This window comes from Tolypothrix sp. VBCCA 56010 (assembly GCF_050875635.1).
Classification (GTDB): domain Bacteria; phylum Cyanobacteriota; class Cyanobacteriia; order Cyanobacteriales; family Nostocaceae; genus Hassallia.
On sequence record NZ_JBPAOH010000016.1, the window covers coordinates 36,177 to 56,278 of the forward strand.

Here is a 20,102-nt window from a genome sequence, read left to right on the forward strand (position 1 = left end):
AAGGGTGTAGGGTGTGGGAAGAAGATTGCATTGGTCGAAAAGTATGTTTAACAGACCAATGCAATCGGACTGCATAAGGACGGGGCTTGTGACAAAGTTTGTTGTTAGGGCTTGGTCATTTCTGCCGCCAGTTTATTAATGAATTTTTGTAAAGAAAATCAAGGTTTTGCATAAACTCTCACCTGTGAAACTGAGAATTAGTAGAGGTTTCTTCGACCACCAGTAACTGCTAGGTTTGGAGGGGTGCAATGTCGAGGATAAATAATCGGGGTCGGAGGTTTTTAGGTATTGCCAGCTTGTGTGCGATCGGCGCAGCCATGTGGCAAACATTCGCTTTTTTTGGGAATTGTGCATTAGCCCAGCTAAAGCCGATACCCGATAATAGCTTAGGTGCTGAAAGTTCTGTTGTGATACCTAACGTTGATATCAATGGTATCAACAGCGATCGCATTGATGGTGGGGCAATTCGAGGAGCAAACCTCTTTCACAGTTTTCAGGAATTTAATATTGAGCAAGGACGAGGAGCCTATTTTACCAATCCTGCTGGCATTGAGAATATTTTGAGCCGAGTGACGGGGGGTAATCGTTCGGAAATTTTCGGAAAGCTCGGTGTATTGGGCAATGCCAACCTGTTTTTGATAAATCCGTCAGGGATTATTTTTGGGCAGAATGCGAGTTTGGATGTCAGAGGTTCGTTTGTAGGGACGACAGCGTCGGCGATCGGCTTTGGCAATCAAGGCTTTTTTAGTGCAACGAATCCGAATAATCCTGAACTACTAACGGTAAATCCTTCAGCTTTTTTCTTCAATCAAATTGCCGCACCGATTCAAAATAACTCAGTAGCATCAGCAAGATTACCTTCCGAGAACTTTAATACATTTGGTCTACGTGTTCCAGATGGTCGGAGTTTGCTGCTAGTTGGCGGCAACATTAGCATGGATGGTGGCTTATTGAATGCTTTTGGTGGGCGAGTGGAGTTAGGAGGATTAGCAGCACAGGGAACGATAGGACTGAATTTTACTGATAATAATTTGAGTTCGAGTTTTCCCCAAGGAGTACAACGAGCAGATGTATTCCTTACTAATCGCGCTGGAGTGAATGTACGCGCTGGTGGTGGCGGTAGTATTGCCATCAATGCCCAGAACTTGAACCTGGCGGGAAAAAGTACCCTGCGAGCAGGGATAGATTCAGGGTTGGGTTCTATTGGCTTTGTGGCAGGGAATGTTGAAATTAATGCGACAGGATCAATAAACCTTAATGACAGCTTTATTGCTAATGCGGTGCTACCTAGAGCTATGGGCAAGGGAGGCGACATCAATATCACAACTGGGTCTGTTGCTTTGACTAATGGCGGTCAATTGAATGCCGTCACCTTGGGACAAGGGGATGCGGGCAGTGTAAATATCAATGCCCACAATACCGTCTCCTTTGATGGAGTGAGTAGCGATAAGCTTAAAAGTGGGGCATCAAGCATTGTGCAACTTGGAGCCGAGGGCAATGGTGGGGGTATCAATATCACAACTAGTTCACTTTCGGTAAAAAATGGCGCTGAACTGGTTACCAACACTCGTGGTCGGGGGAATGCGGGCAGTGTAAATATAAATGCCCGTGATACCGTCTTTTTTGACGGGGTGGATAGTGATGGATTCCCCAGTGCGGCAGCCAGTCAAGTGAGATATGGGGCTGTGGGCAATGGAGGTAGCATTAATATTACTGCTGGGTCACTCTCGGTAACCAATAGCGCTAAACTGAGTGCCAGCACTCGTGGACAGGGAGATGCAGGCAATGTGACTATTAATGCCCGTGATGCCGTTTCCTTTGACGGTCTTGGCAGTGCTGCATTCAGCACGGTGCAAGCTGGAGCAGTCGGCAATGGGGGTATCATCACTGTCTCTGCTGATTCGCTCTCCTTGACCAATGGCGGTCAATTGCAGACCCTCGTGCGTGGAGCCGAAGACGGACTCCCCCCTGGACAAGGAAATGCTGGGAACGTGAATATTAATGTCCGCGATACTGTCACTATTAGCGGGGTAAATGATGGATTGTTTAGTGGAATTGGCAGCCTCGTCTCCCCACAAGTCATAGGGAATAGTGGCAACATCACTATCACATCAGGGTCTCTCTTTTTAAGTGATGGTGCCCGACTGAGTGCCAGCACTGCTGGACAGGGGGATGCAGGCAACGTGACGATTACTGCTCGCGATACAGTGTCCTTTGATGGGGTAAATAGCGATGGAAACCCCACTGTAGCATTAAGTGCGGTAATCCCAGGAGCAGTCGGTAAGGGGGGTAACATCAATGTCACAACTGGGTTTTTCAAATTGACTAATGGTGCTCAAATATCTACTGCCACAGGTGGTAAAGGAGATGCAGGCAATGTGACGATTACAGCACAAGATAGCATCTCCTTTAATGGTGTAGGGAGCAATGGATTATCCAGTGGAGTATATAGCACGGTAAACTCTAAAGGAGTAGGAAATGGGGGTAATATCAGAGTTACTACTGGGTCGCTGTCTGTCACAAATCGCGCTGCACTGTCTGCCAGCAGCTTTGGACAGGGGGCTGCCGGAAACATCGAGGTTGGCTCGAACTCTATCCGGCTAAATAATCAGGCTCTTATCCAAGCTATAACTACATCTGGTAATGGTGGAAACATTACCTTGAGAGTCCGAGACTTATTACTCTTGCGTCGTGGCAGCGAAATCTCCACGACTGCTGGGACTGAACAGGCTGGTGGAGATGGCGGTAACATCGTCATAAATGCCTCTAATGGCTTTGTTGTTGCTGTCCCTACTGAAAATAGTGATATCACCGCGAACGCTTACACAGGATCTGGTGGCAACGTCCAAATCAACGCTTTTGGTGTCTACGGCACTCAATTGCAAGAAAAACAGAACCCACAAACAAGCGACATCACCGCTAGTTCCCAGTTTGGGGTAAACGGCACAGTCGAAATCAACACACCCGAAATCGACCCCAATCGCGGATTAGTCAACTTACCCACCGTACTACTTGACACTGAAGTGTCCCAACTCTGTCAACCGCGTACAGCACAAAATCAAAGTAGTTTTATTATTACCGGACGCGGTGGCTTACCACCTAATCCCAGAACTGAACTTCTCACTCCTGACGCTGTTCAAGTAGATTGGGTAACACTCAAACCAAGGGGTGAAAACCGCGTTAGTACAAATGTTTCAAAAACAATTAGCCCGACACCAGCACCGATTGTGGAAGCGCAAGGATGGGTGAGAAATGCTAAAGGGGAGGTTGTACTCACGGCTTATGCACCCACAGCTATTCCGCATAATTCCTGGCAAACTCCAGCTTTTTGTCATGGTTCGTAAATATCCTTGTAGTTTTGCAGTGTCCTGGTTGCTGGTGAGTTTATTTATCTTACTCAGCAGCCTGATAACTAAACCGTTGAAAGCGCAAATGGATGCAGCACAACTACCGAATCAACAAATCCCTCCGCCGCAGGATGTCCTGCCACCCTCAGCGCCACCATCACCACCACCGCAACCACCAGCGCCACTTCCCCCACCATCCGACTTACTTCGACCTGATAACCCAGTTCCCACACCCAACGAACAAATCCCAAGCGTTTCGGAAACCTTCACTGTTAAACGCTTTGAAGTTGTTGGCAGCACTGTATTTAGCCGCGAAGAGTTAGCGAAAGTACTTGCGCCCTTCACCAACAAACCGATCGCATTTACACAACTGTTACAAGCTCGTGACGCAATTAGCGAATTATACATCAAAAAAGGTTACATTACTTCTGGAGCCTATATTCCACCTCAAACCCTTACCAGCGGTGTAGTCAAAATCCAGGTGGTCGAAGGTGGTTTAGAAGACATACTCGTAACTGGTACCGGGCGGTTAAACCGCAATTATGTACGCAGCCGTTTAGCTCTAGCTACATCACCGCCTTTTAATCGCGATCGCCTATTACAAGCACTGCAACTACTGCAACAAAATCCTTTGATTCAAAACTTGTCTGCCGAACTGTCCGCTGGCTCCCGTCCTGGTACAAGTATACTATCAGTTCGGGTGAGGGAGGCTAAGTCCTTCAATACTCAAATAGCCTTGGATAATGGGCGATCGCCTAGCGTTGGCAGTTTCCGCCGCCGCCTTCAAATCAATGAAGCAAATTTATTAGGGCTGGGGGATAATTTAACCGTCGGCTACACCAACACCGATGGCAGCAACTCCTTCGATGCTAGTTACACATTACCCCTTAATCCGCGCAATGGCACGTTAACATTTAACTATGCTAACACATCCAGCAATGTTATTGAACGTCCTTTCAACATCTTAGATATTGAATCAGCTTCCCGCTATTATGATTTGACATTTCGCCAGCCAATAGTCCAGACTCCCACCCAAGAATTCGCCCTTGGTTTAACGGCTTCTCGACGCGAAAGTGATATCTCCTCGTTGCTCTTTCGAGAGGAATTTGGGCTTCTCCCAACTGAACTTTCGCCTGGGGCTGATGAACAAGGACGCACTCGCGTTTCATCGTTGCAATTTTTTCAAGAATGGACGAGTCGCAACAGCCGTGAAGTTATCGCCGCTCGTTCTGCGTTCAACTTTGGCATCGGTGCATTCGATGCCACAATTAATGCAAACCCTCCCGATAGTCGCTTTTTTTCTTGGCAGGGACAAGCGCAATGGGTGCGTCTTTTAGCTGAAGATACTTTAGTATTAATACGTGCGAATATGCAACTAGCAGACCGATCGCTTTTGCCAATAGAGCAGTTTGGCTTGGGCGGTTTGGGAAGTGTTCGGGGATACCGCCAAGATTTTTTACTTACAGATAATGGTGTATTCGCTACCGCAGAACTTCAGTACCCAATTTTACGCATTCCCCAGTGGCAGGGAGTTTTGCAAGTTGTTCCGTTTGTGGATGTGGGTAGCGCTTGGAACTCAGGTAGACAAAATCCGGAGGTTAACACTTTGGCATCCGTCGGTTTGGGTTTGCAGTGGCGTCAGAGCGATCGCTTTACTGCTCGTGTTGATTGGGGTATTCCTTTAGTATATGTTGATTCGAGGGAAAGAACATGGCAAGAAAACGGCGTGTATTTTTCCATACTTTACAATTTGTAGTAAACGCTTCAGCGCTTAAAGAAGCACTTCAGTGCTTACTACGAAATACGTTTACCCGTCAATTTTTGGTTGGCGGACTATTGGCGCTGATAACTGCATTTATGGTAGTATCACCTGTTCTGGCGAAAGCTCCTGCCGTGCAAATGACAAGTAGCTCATCTCAGACTGAAAGTCTAGTGGAACAGGGTAAAATCTTATACGATGCGGCACAGTTTGCTGAGGCGGTTAAAGTATTGCAACAAGCAGTTACTGCGTATAGAGCCTCTGGGGATAAATTAAGGGAAGCGATGACTCTGAGCAATCTTTCCCTCACCTTCTTTGAACTTGGACAGTGGACGGAAGCTAACAAAGCGATTCGCAATGCGATAGCTTCGCTTCACGCCCAAAGTCTGCAAATATTACAAAGCGGGGAAAATACAGGTACTTCCGGTGAGCGATCGCAAATTCTCGCACAAGCCTTAGATGTGCAAGGAAGGTTACAATTAACACAAGGACAAGCGTCAGCAGCTTTAACTACCTGGCAAAAATCCGCTGATATTTATCAGCAAATAGGCGATACTGCTGCATTAACTCGTAACCAAATTAACTCTGCACAAGCAATGCAAGCTTTGGGGCTTTATGTTCAAGCTAACAAGATTTTAACCGAGGTGCAGCAAACTCTTACAAGCCTTCCAGACTCACCTATTGTAGCCACAGGATTGCGTAGTCTCGGCAATGTCCGCCGAGTCGTGGGTGATTTAAGTGTATCGCGGCTGGTGTTAGGGAAAAGTTTAGCAGTGGCACAGCGAGTGCAATCTGAAAATGCGATGGGCAAAGCCCCGCTGGAAGCGATCGCACTTGCTCAACTCAGTTTAGGCAACACAGCCCGTGCCCAGCAAGACACTAAAGCGGCTTCAGAGTACTACCAGCAGGCTGCTACATCTGTTTCCTCTATTATACGCATTCAGGCTCACCTAAATTTACTTAGCCTACTTTTGGAGAACAAGGAAGATTTTCATAGGTTGAAAGATGCATTAGCGTTGTCATCCCAAATTAAATCAGAAATTAGCAACTTGCCCCCCAGCAGAACTTCAGTATATAGTCGGATTATATTTGCAAAAATTTTAACACAAGTAAGAACAGAAACCAGGACAGATACCCCCTCATGGCTGGATATTGCCCAACAATTATCCACCGCTGTCAAGCAGGCGGTGTTCTTGCAAGACCAGCGAGCAGAATCTTATGCTGAAGGTACTCTTGGTGAGTTGTATGAAAAAACGGGGCAGTTATCTGATGCTCAAAACCTCACTGAGAAAGCTTTGTTCAAAGCGCAGACTATTAATGCATCGGACATTGCTTATCAATGGCAATGGCAGTTGGGACGTTTGCTGAACAAAAAGGGAGATATTAAAGGCGCGATCGCATCCTACAATGTAGCTTATAAAACCCTGCAATCTCTGCGTCGGGATTTAGTTGCTATCAATCCAGACGTTCAGTTTTCCTTTCGGGAAAATGTCGAACCGGTGTATCGAGAGTTAGTTGAATTGCTTTTGCGCTTTCCCCAATCCGGTATCAATCAAGACAATCTAAAGCTTGCTCGTGATGTAATTGAATCTCTGCAATTGGCAGAACTGGATAACTTCTTTCGGTCAGCTTGTTTAAATCTTACGCAAGAACTTGACCCAGTGGTTGACAAAAAAGACCAACGAGCAGCAGTTATCTATCCGATTATTTTGCCAGACCGCATAGAGGTTATTCTCAAGTTGCCTAATCAAGACTTGCGCTACTACAAGACTGTAATAGCCCAAAAGGATGTGGAAGGCATTATAGCAGATTTGAGGACAAACTTACTAGATGTCAGCGGGACAGTTCGGGTTCAGCAGCGATCGCAACAGATATATGACTGGTTAATTCGACCAGCAGAAGCAGAGTTAGCTAAAAGTGGGATAAAAACCTTAGTGTTTGTACTCGATGGTGAGTTGCGGAATATCCCGATGGGGGTTCTTTACGATAAACAGCAGCAGAAATATTTGTTAGAGAAATATGCGATCGCCTTAACTCCTGGTTTGCAACTTCTCGACCCCAAACCTTTGCAAAAAATACAGTTAAACGCTTTAACTGCTGGAGTCAGCGAAAAACGCTTAGTCGAAGGCAGAGAATTTCCCGCACTGGAAAACGTACCACGGGAATTAAAAGAAATCAAGACTGAGATACCTAGAAGTGAAGAACTGTTAAATCAAAAGTTTACCGAATTGAACCTGCAAAATCAGTTGCGATCGACTTTCTTCTCGGTGGTTCACCTAGCGACGCACGGCGAATTTAGTTCCGATCCGGAAAAAACTTTTATTCTCACCTCGGATAAACTGGTTAAGGTTAAGGAATTTGATACTTTACTGCGAGTAAGCGACCAAAGCAAGTCTAAGAGCATTGAATTACTCGTCCTCAGTGCCTGCAAAACTGCTCTTGGAGACAAACGAGCAGCCTTAGGACTGGCTGGGATAGCTGTGCGAGCGGGCGCACGCAGTACATTAGCTACATTGTGGTCAGTGGACGATCGCTTTACCGCCGATGTGATGAGTGAGTTTTACCGACAGTTAAAGGCTGGGGTAAATAAAGCCGAAGCCCTCCAGCTTGCCCAACTCACTGTTTTTGCTAAGGACAAAACTCCATCAAACTGGGCGCCTTATGTTCTGGTGGGGAATTGGTTGTAACCTGCGCCAGAAACCCGGTTTCTCTAAGAAACCGGGTTTCTTGGGACAAGAAGCAGGAGTAAGCCAGGAACTGCGAGGCGTGACGGTGGGCGCATAAGCCGTGAGTACAACCTCCCCTTTAGCATTTCTCACCCACCCCCACGATTTGCGCCTTCTTCTTTGGCGTTTCCAAAAACAACTTTAGGCTGCATCACTCAATCCCAAACAAAAAACCAAAATTCGTCCACTGTAACCAGCTTGGTTGTATTGTTCAAGGATATCAGTTGCGATCGCTTTCCCCTCACCTGCTGCAACCAAAGCTACACTTGCACCGCAGCTGCACTGCTAGACAAACCCGAACCCATTGAAACGCAAGATTTGACATACAAATTCAGCGGGGGTATTGTGTTTGGTGCTGATTTCAAAACCTCGATACAACCAAAGATGTATAGCAGGGGACTGGGGACTAGGGACTGGGGACTGGGTGAAAAGTCTTTTGGTGTCTAGGTTTTATCATCTGTTGATGTCCGGCAGCACCAAGGCTTGTGCTATAACTTGCTTTCTCCAGAGGGTAACGAGCGCATACCGGGACGAATGCGATCGCCTACTAATACTATTGACTGATTAAATCCCCATCAGGGGATGAAAACTTGATAAGATGCAAAAAACATAGCTTAAATGCTACCATGCCTCGACGCATTCAAAAAAAGCTAACTACATCATCTTCTGTGCTTACATGGTCGCCAAATACAGAGTTAATCGGCTTGGAGTTTGAGTTAATCCCCGAAAAAGATGCTTACCTTTACCCGCAGTATACTATTGGACTCCATGCTTGGTTTCTCAACCAAGCGCGATCGCTTGACGCGGAACTTTCTGCTTACCTCCACGATGGGGAATCGGAAAAACCTTTTACTATCTCTGCTTTAGATGGAGAGATAATTAGTAGCGGCAGACAAATACAATTATCTGCTAGCACTACTTACCGCTGGTCTGTCACAGCTTTATCAAGTCGAGTCCAAAGGTGGATGCTTGAGTGGGTGGAAAACTTGCCCAGTGTAGTTGACTTACGCGATGCACCTTTAAAGATAAATTCTTGCGATATTATTCATCCTCCCACAACTTATGCCGAACTGCTAAATTCTGAGCATGGCAATACTGTCAGCTTAAAATTCTTGAGTCCTACAAGTTTTCGCCGCAAAGGTCATCACTTCCCGCTCCCAGTACCAGTTAATATCTTCCACAGCTACTTGCGACGCTGGAATGACTTTTCTGGGATAATTGTTGACCAAGATGCTTTCCTGGCTTGGGTAGATGATTGTGTGTTGATAAATCGTTGTCAGATAACAACCGCGAAGGTACTAGCGGGTAAAAAAGGCGCGGTGACAGGTTTTACTGGGGCAATTGAGTTTAGTTTAACTAAGGAAGGATCTAAACAGGCGGAGTTTCAACAGTTATTTTATGCTTTGGGGAAACTCGCACCTTACTGCGGTACCGGTCATAAAACTACCTTTGGGTTGGGACAAACGCGGTTAGGTTGGTCATCCGAAGTTTTGCACGATGTACCGGATGTGGAAAGTGTGTTGGCAAAACGGATTGAAGATTTAGCAGAAATTTTTAAGCTACAACGCAAACGTACTGGGGGCGATCGCGCGGATGAGATTGCAACTAAATGGGCGACAATTTTAGCACGGCGAGAAATGGGAGAATCGTTGCAAGTGGTAGCGCAAGATTTGGGGATGCCTTATGAAACGGTGAAAACTTATGTTAAATTAGCGCGACGGGCGTTGAAACAAGAGGATTAAATACTTATAATTCAAAAATGTATCGATAAATCGACACCAGTCGCCAGAACCTTGAAAACCGCATAATTCCGTTGAGTGGTGTCGATGCTTTATGTAGCAAGGTTTCCAGGCTGCGAAATCGGCTAACTTTTGGAAATTTTTTGTAATTTTTCAGAGTGGTGTCGATTAGGGTATCTCAAACACAATCACAGCAATGGTTCCAAAGGTGAACTCTTTACAAACCACTTACCCCTAACGGGGATGGAAACGATCCAACAGTAGTTATTGGGATCATCAGAATGGCAAAGGCAACTTTACAAACCACTTACCCCTAACGGGGATGGAAACGTTCTCAACACAGTAATCAGTTGCGCCAAAAACTTCTCTTTACAAACCACTTACCCCTAACGGGGATGGAAACCGTAGCATTGTTTGTTCCGTCTCCACTTTGGTTAACCTTTACAAACCACTTACCCCTAACGGGGATGGAAACGCTGTGTGGCAGAAGGTCTGTAACACGAGGTCTGCACTGCTTTACAAACCACTTACCCCTAACGGGGATGGAAACATCAATGGTAATCTGCTGTCTTTGAATATTAATTCCCTTTACAAACCACTTACCCCTAACGGGGATGGAAACTGCCCAATGCACCTGGCGACTCGGCTTCTGATATTGTGCTTTACAAACCACTTACCCCTAACGGGGATGGAAACTTAATAGCCAAACTTGCATTATCAAGCTCCTTATTCCTTTACAAACCACTTACCCCTAACGGGGATGGAAACGTTGTTCAGAAGGAACTCTTTGGGAGTAACCTTCGGAGACTTTACAAACCACTTACCCCTAACGGGGATGGAAACGTTAGGGGCAACTGATCCAGGTTGTAAATTAACTTTACAAACCACTTACCCCTAACGGGGATGGAAACAATAAAGTGTCACCCGCAAACGCTGTATCCATTTCTTTACAAACCACTTACCCCTAACGGGGATGGAAACTTCTTTTGAACTTGTCCAGGACGTAAATTGATATCGGTACTTTACAAACCACTTACCCCTAACGGGGATGGAAACTTTCCGAGTGCCGCCTTGCGTATTTTGAGTTACATAAACTTTACAAACCACTTACCCCTAACGGGGATGGAAACATAACACAGAGTTAAGCGAGAGCGTACCTCGCTTCTCCTTTACAAACCACTTACCCCTAACGGGGATGGAAACCACCTGCCAAAGTGATGAGCGCCAGATCCCCGTCGTCTTTACAAACCACTTACCCCTAACGGGGATGGAAACTCTCCGTTATCGGAATTGTTATTGTTGCATATGGCTGTACTTTACAAACCACTTACCCCTAACGGGGATGGAAACCTGTAGAGGCTATTGACAACAATACTGTCGTAGGCGCTTTACAAACCACTTACCCCTAACGGGGATGGAAACGAAGGAGTCCCCAATGGTAGATTCCGATCTAACAACTACTTTACAAACCACTTACCCCTAACGGGGATGGAAACTTGACTCTTTCTCAGAGAATGGTTGCAAATAAAATTCTTTACAAACCACTTACCCCTAACGGGGATGGAAACGCTACATGAAGCCAAAGCAACTGCAGAAGCCAATCCGAGAGCTTTACAAACCACTTACCCCTAACGGGGATGGAAACTCTCATCAACTCTCCAGTTTCTGTTTCTCCAAGGGGACTTTACAAACCACTTACCCCTAACGGGGATGGAAACCATTTCCATATCCTTAAAATCAAAGGAATCACATATTTTACTTTACAAACCACTTACCCCTAACGGGGATGGAAACCGTTAAAATTGTTTTTGAAGGTATAATCGCAGCATCAGGTCTTTACAAACCACTTACCCCTAACGGGGATGGAAACAATTTGTTGGCTTGTTACTCCTTTAGGCTCTACAATCGACTTTACAAACCACTTACCCCTAACGGGGATGGAAACTCTGCATTTGCGCTCGGATTAGCAATCAATGTTGCGTTCTTTACAAACCACTTACCCCTAACGGGGATGGAAACGTTTTTTATATTCTTGTTTCCAAGTTGCGTAATGGATTGCCTTTACAAACCACTTACCCCTAACGGGGATGGAAACCCCTTAACCTTGTCGCCGTCCAGGTAGATAACGGCGACTTTACAAACCACTTACCCCTAACGGGGATGGAAACATTTGATCGTCAGCTCATGGCATATGACAATCAACCTTTACAAACCACTTACCCCTAACGGGGATGGAAATATGTCCCACACCTTCTTCGGCAGTTGGCAAGGTTTAACAAAGTTTACAAATCCTCTTCCCCTAACGGGGATGGAAACCCTTCACCTGATGCTAACCATTTGATAGCTTTGCTCACCATGTTTACAAATCCTCTTCCCCTAACGGGGATGAAAACGCAATTGGACGGACATACTCCGCTTCGTTTAGAAACGGAAAGAGTTTACAAATCCTCTTCCCCTAACGGGGATGCAAACACATTCACGTCACCAACAGTTTGGTGTTGTCTTTGTCCTGTGTTTACAAATTCTCTTCCCCTAACGGGGATGGAAACCCTTTATCAGCAAGCTCAGGCATCTTTATTTCATAGTTCATTTCGTTTACAAATCCTCTTCCCCTAACGGGGATGCAAACTAGAATCTAGAAAAACGATCGCCTAACCTCCGCTTTATTCACTGTGGACATAGTTATTTTTTCCACTTACCTAACTGGAAAACGCCTTTTCCACCTCTGTGTGATAATTTATTCGTCCAATTAAAAGAAAACGGATAAGTTATGTATCCATTTGTGGCGTAAATGTCGATTTTCTGCCATAAAAGCTAGAAAAGCGCTAATATGTGCTTGATGTCTCAAATATGACTTGTGCGATTCACTTGAAATCAAATCATATATAATGCGTCGGTTTAAAACGTACTGCCCATGACACTTTCGCCAATCTCACCAGATAAAGAAGCTTTAACAGTCATCCAACAAGCGGTATTTTATTTAGCTAAGTGGTCGGGTGTACAGCTACCTCGACCTGAAGATTCTCAGGCGATCGCCCAAGCAAAAAACTACTTAAAATGGTCAGATGAACCTCAAGCATTACGGTTATTATTTGACTCGGTGAAGCTGTCGCAAGGTCAAGATAAACAGCATTTTTGGCTGCCGAAAGCGATTGACAATTCTAACCCCAATATCCCTTATCCTCAAGAAGAAAAGCCAAGTTCAGATGACTTACAAGCACTAAAACAGCAAATTCACAAGGAAATCAAATTTCTGGAAAATAGCCCTAATAATTGGCAAAATTTATCGCTGTTAATCCTGATTTTAGAAAAGTTCGGTTCTTTTATCAGCTTTGGGGAAGCGGATGTAGCGTTGGTAGATAAAGCGAGAACTACCGCTGCGGTTGCGAGTGCGATCGCAAATAATCCCGACGCAACTAAACTTAGTATTGTTGCGGGTGACTTATCGGGAATTCAGAAATTTATCTACACGATATCTTCCGATGGTGCGTTAAAATCCCTTCGCGCACGTAGTTTTTATCTAGAGTTGGTGACAGAAGAAGTTGTCCAGCAACTACTTAGCAAATTAAACCTTCCCCGCACCAATGTTATATATGCGGGTGGTGGAAACATCTATATATTAGCACCAGGTACTGACGCAACAAAAGATATTATAAAACAAGTTCGGATACAGTTTAACCAATGGTTGCGAAAAGAATTTCAAGGACAAGTTTACCTTGCACTCGACAGTTCAGAACCGTTTCCGATTGCAGATATTGCTAGCGAAGGTAAATTTGCACAACATTGGACGGATGCAACAAAACAATTAGCTGCGTACAAATCGCGTAAATTTGCAGACAGAATAGAAGATTTATCGGAGTTACTCAAGCCTTATTTTGCACATACACCGTGTCAAGTTTGCCATCGGGATGATGAAGAAAACTTGAAACCTTTAAACGACAAAGAACCTGATTCTGTGTTAGCGTGTGGAACTTGTCGTAATATGTTTCGGTTGGGGGGACGGTTGTTTCGGGTGGATGCGATAGTGCGATCGCACGCTAAAAACCCTGGTAAAGCCTTGCATACACTGGCATTTGAATTTTCAGACCAACCAGTATATTACCATTTATTTGATTACTGGAAGCAGGTAGATTTAAAATCGGACACAATCTTATTAGTTAATGATTGGGATATAGAACATTACAAATTTAAAGGTTTTCGTAATTGTGTACCTTTACTGTTAGGAAACTATCCGCAGGGAAAAATCGGTGAAAATCCAGAAGATACCAGCTTTATGTCTGCGGGTGAAATGGCAGAAAAAGCCAGGGGTATCAAACGCATGGGTTATTTACGAATGGATGTAGATAGGTTGGGACAAATTTTTGCTAAGGGGTTAAGCGAAAATCAAACATTACCACGACTCGCTGGATTATCTCGCCAAATGAGCTATTTTTTCAAAGTATATCTAAATACTTTGGCGAATAATCGTCAGGATAATATTCCTAAAAGTACAAAACAATTACCAAATAAAGATGACACTGTAGACAAAATACCCAGAATTTTACTATTTATTTACGCGGGTGGTGACGACTTATTTGTTAGCGGTGCGTGGAATGAAGTTGTTGATTTTGGATTTGATGTTTATCAATCCTTCCGCGCTTATACTGGGCAAAACCCTGATATAACACTATCGGCTGGAGTCAGTATTAATGATGCCAAATTTCCGCTTTACCAAGCAGCAGAAGAATCGGGAGACGCTGAAGAGATTGCCAAAGGTAATGGACGAGATAGCTTGTGTTTATTCGGTCAAGTATTTAAGTGGGATGAATGGTTAGGTATTGATGATATTGAAAAAAATCATTCAGATATTCAAGATTATTTAAAGTCAGAAGCCAAGCCAAATTTGTTAGGGATAATGCCTTTTGTTGAACGTTTAGAATCACAGCAAATTGGACTAAACTATTCACGTAACTTTGTGCGTAACTTGCTAGCAACAGCGCAAATTCAAGAACAAGCTTTGAAAAACTTTGTTTCGGAGGAAGCTAAGAAATCAGAGGAGGCAAAAGGAACTCGCTATTATTTACATCTCCCAAAAATCGCTTATACTCTAGCTAGATTGCCGAGAGAGGTACTAAAAGATGATGATTTTCGTAAATCATTGAAAAATCCTTATAACGCTCTTTACTTTCGAGCGATCGCAACTTGGATTGAACTATTAAATCGTGTACCATAAATATGCCGGACATCACAATTGTTGACCAAATAACTTTAAAAATTAAAAGCTTGCAGGGTGGATTAAAAGACTACCCTATCCGCGACCTTGTAAAACACGCAGAAGATTTTGGTCCCTATTTAAAACAACAGCGCTTGGAAACTAATCAAGTACGAAAATTCTTAGATGCTGTTAATCAAATCAAAGCTAGTCTCACTCAGGATGATGATGAAAATATCAAAAAAATCCAAGAACAAGCTGAAGCCGAAAAACAAAAATTGCAACTAAATATAAAAGATAATAAAGAAATTGATGATAAAATTAGAAAAATTCAAACTGATGCTGATAAACGAAAAGATAAACTAAGGTTTTCCAAAATAGAAACAGATATTGTATTACTTAAACCTAAACTCGCTTACGCAGCAGCCAGACAGCGTGCAGCCAAACCTTTAAGTGATGTTATTTCTGATGCAATTGATAAAGTCTATAGCAAAGAAGATTTTGAACGTCTCGTTCAATTAATTGAATCGATTATTGCCTATCACAAAGCCGAAGGAGGAAAGTAAGATAATTCAGCTTTGATGACGAACACCAAATCTAAAATCCCAAATATAACTATGCCAGCATCGCTTAATCAAAAACCTCTACTTGGTAAATTCACCATCAAAAGTAATCTGGAAGTAAAAACAGGATTACATATTGGTGGTGGTAATGAAAACCTCGATATCGGTGGACTTGATAAACCCGTTATTCGCGATCCACTGACCAAATATCCCTACCTTCCTGGTTCATCTATTAAAGGTAAATTACGATCAATTTTAGAACGGTTGCTAAATAAACCCCTCAATCGTACCGGAGGTAGCGGTACATATCGTTATGAAAGCGATGATTTAGAAGATGGAATCACAGAAATCGACGGCTTAATTATTCCCTATGAAGGTGCGCGTACTTGCAAAGTTAGCCGTATATTTGGTTCTACAGGTGGTTCTAAATTTTGGATGCCAGTTGATATAGCTAGAAATCAAGATTTTTGGGAAGAAAATAAAAGTAATCGAACTCGCACCTTACAAAGTAAAGAATATATCCAAATTAATCGCGGTCGCAATTGTCCCGCACGTTTAATAGTCCGCGACTGTCATTTACAACGCGAATCTGCCGAACAACTGAAAAAAGTTGACACAGGTTTATATATGACCGAATGGAAATTTGAAAACGGTATTGATCGCGTCACAGCAGCAGCAAATCCCCGACAATTAGAAAGAGTTCCAGCAGGGTCGGTATTCGAGTTTGAACTTATTTATACAGTGGAAGACGCAAACCAGGTATTTGAGGACTTACAAAATATTGCGATCGCACTGGCTATTCTCGAAGACGATGCACTTGGGGGACATGGTTCACGCGGTTACGGTAAGGTACTATTCCAAAATTTCCAATTTTCCTACCGCAACTTTGCACAATATCAACAAATTACCAACACCCCACCCGGTCAATCTGGGTTACAAGAAATTGCACCCATCGCCAACACGCAAGCATTATTAGAAAACTTTGCACGTCTGCGCGACGACATCCAACGACAACTTGCACCAGGGGGTTAATTATGACAACTTGGAAGTTGGTTAAACTCAACTTTGGGCGATCGCCTGTTCACTTTGGCGAGTTGGGTATTGGTATGGAGGAGTCAAAAGAACGAGTGCGTTCGGATACATTATTTAGTGCTTGGGTGACTGCGTATGCGCGGTTATTTGGTAAAGAAGCAGTCGAAAAACTGTTACAGGAATTTCAGCAAAATACACCCGTGCGGATGAGTTCGACCTTCATCTATCGAGAAGTTGACAAGCGGACAATTTTTTATCTTCCACGTCCTCTAAAATTCCCAATTAATTATCCCAAAGACAACGATTTGGCATTTTTCAAAACATATAAAGGACTAAACTACCTACCTCTAGAAATTTGGCAGCGATGGTATCAAACAGAAGGATTTAGTACCGATGACAGCCAAGAATTAATTGACAGAACAAATAAAAAAGATGGCACGGTTACAGCACTTAAAAATGCTGGTACATTTGATTATAAAACCGCCTTTAGTACAGATAAAGTACCCAAAATTGCCGTAGACAGAGTTACACGCGCTACCAACCTTTATCATACAGGATTTGTGCAATATCACTGGGAGCAAAATGGTAAAGACGTAGAAAGTCTATCAGGCTTATATTTTCTCCTACAAATTGAGCGCGACGACAAACAATTAATTACACAACTCCAACACGCATTAGAATTTTTAGGCGAACAAGGTATAGGTGGTGAACGTACCAGTGGTGCGGGACAATTCAAAGTTCAATGGTTAGAATTACCTAAGATTTGGCAGTCAGTTACTAAATTTTCAGATACATCCGCCCATCAGTGTTTACTCAGTATGTTCTGGGATAATGACCAAGCCATACTCCAAAATTTGATTACAGCCAATTCTAGCAGCTACGAAATTCAAGAACGGGGAGGATGGTTAGCTGAAAGTAATATTCGTCGCCAGATGGTACGTATGTTTACTGAAGGTTCAGTTTTTCCCAAACAACCACATGGAAAACTTATCGATGTCACCCCTAGCGAATTCAAAAGACACAAAATTTATCGCAGTGGTATCAGCTTCAGCCTAGCAATTAAAGTCCAAATTTAAACCCAAATTTAAAAATTTCTCTGCAAACTCTGCAAATGCGGTTTAATTTTCCCCAAATGCATAACTCATAAATCCCAAATCCCCAATGCTTGCTTCTCCCATTCTCAAAAAACCAGACACCTACGAGTCAAAACGGATACGCCTTGAAAGTCCAATTTTGCATATTGGTTCCTCTGTATCTCGCTTAAGCCCATTTGAATACGTAGATGCAAATAATAAAGTATACCTGCCAAACCAAGAAGCGATCGCCAAAGCCTTGAAAAAGCAGGGAGGGCGATTTTTAGACGACTATATCCAAGCAATAAATGACCGTCAGGACATCACAAACTTGCTAAAACAAGCATTTGGTGATGAGTGGTGGAACATTGTTGATGCAGATGGTGAGGCGATATTTCCCAAGTCTGCAATCAGTCAGAAACTAACCGAGGAACGCATCACCGATTTACGCCCGATGATCCGCAACGGCATGGGACAATTATACATTCCTGGGTCATCAATCAAAGGTGCAATTAAAACAGCGATCGTTTATCATCTTCTCAAATATGCTGATAAATACAAAATACCATCCGAAAAGCGAGTTAGCGAAATTGAGAAAAAATTACGTTCTAAGTTAGGAACACTTAACAAACATCAGCATAAATTTTTAGATGACGACCTCTTTATGGATTTGTTTTCAGATTTTACGCTCACCTATCAAGATAGAGTATTTACAGGTCGCAGTCAAAATACAGATTTTTTACGTGCGCTGAAAGTAAGTGATTCAGAACCATTAATCGAACGCAGAATTACTACTAAACAAAAAAAGCAAATCCGTGTTAATTTTTCTGTAGTCGCAGAAGTAATAGTTTCCAGCCGCTTCCCCGATCATTTAGCCAAATATAAAGCTTCAATCTATGCAGAAATGCTGCGGAATGTTCACACTGAATTTACCCTGACTTTAGACACAGAAATGTTGACTTGGTTTAAGCATAAACAAAAAATGCAACTACCATTTTCAACTCTCAATGAACTGATAAAAATATGTCAAGAATTTGCTCAAGATCAATGGGATTATGAACATGACTATTGGAATGATATTAAAAATAATCCTCGCGCTGGCAGAAATTTAGATTTTAATTATATCCGCGAAATTTACGAACCAGAAAAAAGTCCTTACGCTTTACGTCTAGGCTGGGGTAGCGGAATGACTGGAACAACTGTAGATTTACTTTTTGATGACGAACTGCGTGAAGAAATTCGAGACACTTGTGGGTTAAAAGCACCCGATTTTGAAGCACCCAAGTCTAGACGCAGCGTAGTAAATGCAGATGGTGAAATTAAATTTATACCAGGTTGGATTAAATTAAAAGTTTTATAGTTACCAATTATACTATTTTTTTTAAATATGATTGGAAAGATAATTCGTGAGCAATATAAAATTATTGACCTCTTAGGAGGAGGAGGATTTGGTCGAGCTTATTTGGCTCACGATATAAAATCATCGGGAGATATTTGGTATGTAGTTAAACAACTTCAGCCTTCAATAGATCCACTAAAGCCTATCAATTGGGAAACAGCCAAAAGATTATTTTCTACTGAAGCTGAAACCCTTAAGTTTTTAGGAGAAAATGATAGAATTCCCAAACTGTTTGATTTTTTTGAAGAAGACAAACAATTATATTTAGTAGAAGAATTCATAGAAGGATATGAACTAAGTGAAGAGTTAAGCAATGGAAATCTCGATGAGCAACAAATTTATTTTTTATTAATAGATATTCTGGAAATATTAAAATTTATACAAGAGAATAATGTGATTCATCGTGATATTACACCTGATAATTTAATTAAAAGAAGACAAGATAACAAATTAGTTTTAATAGATTTTGGAGCAGTAAAACAGGTATTAATTGATAATACTGGTAAGCCAAAACGTAGCAAAACAATTGTAATTGGTAAAGAAGATTATATGCCAGATGAACAAGCAAACGGTAGACCAGGATTTTATAGTGATGTGTATGCTGTAGGTATAATTGGAATTCAAGCTTTTATTGGCTCTGTTCCATCAAAAGATTATGACTCTGGTGAAATTATTTGGCGAAATCATGCACATATCAGTTGTGAATTTGCTAACATTATAGATAAAATGACAAAATGTTATTTTAAAGATCGTTATCAGTCAGCTTCAGAAGTATTAAATGATCTAAACAGTTTATCATCTTATTTTATAAATAGAGAAAATACTCCATCTAAATATTTTAGATATAGCTACACTCAAAAATGGTATATTCGAGCAAATATTCTCAAGAACCGAAAACACCATGAAGAAGCGATTTTACTATACAAAAAAGTTATTGAAATCAGACCTACACATTTTCGAGCTATTTTTAATATTGGTATTGCTTACAGTTATTTAAAACTTTACGATCTAGCCATAGATACATATAATACTTTGCTAGATATAAAACCAAATGCAACTGAAGTAGTGTTGCATAAAGGAATTATTTTCTACAAGTCTAGTCATTATGATGAAGCTCTAGAATGTTTTGATTTAGTTATTAATTCTCAATCTAATCAAGCAGTTGCTTGGTATTATAAAATGCTGACGTTCCAACAACTTAATAACGAGCAGGAAGCATCCAATTGTTATCAAGAATTAATTCAACTAAGATTGAACTATAAAAAGATATAAT

At 42.4% G+C, this 20,102-nt stretch carries 11 protein-coding genes and 1 CRISPR repeat array; of the genes, 10 read left to right on the forward strand and 1 reads right to left on the reverse strand.

The features are described from left to right. Positions 1 to 248: 248 nt before the first annotated feature. Genes AABK37_RS08025 through AABK37_RS08035 form a run of 3 tightly spaced genes read left to right on the forward strand, consistent with a single transcriptional unit; the run spans position 249 to position 7,793 of the window. Positions 249 to 3,344 carry a filamentous hemagglutinin N-terminal domain-containing protein gene (locus tag AABK37_RS08025; RefSeq protein WP_432551062.1) on the forward strand — a complete coding sequence of 1,032 codons (3,096 nt, stop codon included), beginning with the start codon at positions 249 to 251 and terminating at the stop codon, positions 3,342 to 3,344. Next, positions 3,334 to 5,103 carry a ShlB/FhaC/HecB family hemolysin secretion/activation protein gene (locus AABK37_RS08030; protein ID WP_432551091.1) on the forward strand — a complete coding sequence of 590 codons (1,770 nt, stop codon included), beginning with the start codon at positions 3,334 to 3,336 and terminating at the stop codon, positions 5,101 to 5,103. Before AABK37_RS08025 ends, AABK37_RS08030 begins: the two co-directional genes overlap by 11 nt. Continuing rightward, positions 5,058 to 7,793, forward strand: a complete 2,736-nt coding sequence (locus AABK37_RS08035; protein ID WP_432551063.1) for a CHAT domain-containing protein — start codon at positions 5,058 to 5,060, stop codon at positions 7,791 to 7,793. The genes AABK37_RS08030 and AABK37_RS08035 overlap by 46 nt, the downstream gene beginning before the upstream one ends. A gap of 299 nt (positions 7,794 to 8,092) precedes the next feature. On the opposite strand, the gene AABK37_RS08040 is transcribed toward AABK37_RS08035, so the two are convergent. Beyond that, positions 8,093 to 8,197, reverse strand: coding sequence for a hypothetical protein (locus AABK37_RS08040; RefSeq protein ID WP_432551064.1), 105 nt, complete (start codon positions 8,195 to 8,197; stop codon positions 8,093 to 8,095). A gap of 261 nt (positions 8,198 to 8,458) precedes the next feature. Here AABK37_RS08040 and cas6 point away from each other — a divergent pair, with 261 nt between their 5' ends. The 7 genes from cas6 (at position 8,459) to AABK37_RS08075 (ending at position 20,101) form a co-directional block, all read left to right on the forward strand. Next, positions 8,459 to 9,574 (forward strand): CRISPR-associated endoribonuclease Cas6, encoded by a 1,116-nt coding sequence (cas6, locus tag AABK37_RS08045; RefSeq protein ID WP_432551065.1) that lies wholly within the window; start codon positions 8,459 to 8,461, stop codon positions 9,572 to 9,574. 212 nt (positions 9,575 to 9,786) lie between these two features. Next, positions 9,787 to 12,200: direct repeats of the CRISPR family, unit length 36 nt; unit sequence CTTTACAAACCACTTACCCCTAACGGGGATGGAAAC. Positions 12,201 to 12,485: 285 nt separating this feature from the next. Further along, positions 12,486 to 14,783: a type III-A CRISPR-associated protein Cas10/Csm1 gene (cas10, locus tag AABK37_RS08050; protein WP_432551066.1), complete on the forward strand. Its 2,298-nt coding sequence runs from the start codon at positions 12,486 to 12,488 to the stop codon at positions 14,781 to 14,783. Then, on the forward strand, positions 14,780 to 15,328 hold the full coding sequence (gene csm2, locus AABK37_RS08055) for a type III-A CRISPR-associated protein Csm2 (protein ID WP_432551092.1): 549 nt from the start codon (positions 14,780 to 14,782) through the stop codon (positions 15,326 to 15,328). The genes cas10 and csm2 overlap by 4 nt, the downstream gene beginning before the upstream one ends. 51 nt (positions 15,329 to 15,379) lie before the next feature. Beyond that, entirely contained in the window at positions 15,380 to 16,357 is a 978-nt protein-coding gene (csm3, locus tag AABK37_RS08060; RefSeq protein WP_432551067.1) for a type III-A CRISPR-associated RAMP protein Csm3, read from the forward strand. A 2-nt stretch (positions 16,358 to 16,359) separates the two neighbouring features. Then, a complete protein-coding gene (gene csm4 / locus AABK37_RS08065; protein WP_432551068.1) occupies positions 16,360 to 17,433 on the forward strand; it encodes a type III-A CRISPR-associated RAMP protein Csm4 in 1,074 nt (357 codons plus the stop codon). A gap of 85 nt (positions 17,434 to 17,518) precedes the next feature. Next, positions 17,519 to 18,790: a type III-A CRISPR-associated RAMP protein Csm5 gene (csm5, locus tag AABK37_RS08070; protein ID WP_432551069.1), complete on the forward strand. Its 1,272-nt coding sequence runs from the start codon at positions 17,519 to 17,521 to the stop codon at positions 18,788 to 18,790. Between the two features lie 27 nt (positions 18,791 to 18,817). Then, a complete protein-coding gene (locus tag AABK37_RS08075) occupies positions 18,818 to 20,101 on the forward strand; it encodes a protein kinase domain-containing protein (RefSeq protein ID WP_432551070.1) in 1,284 nt (427 codons plus the stop codon). The last annotated feature ends 1 nt before the right edge of the window (position 20,102 follow it).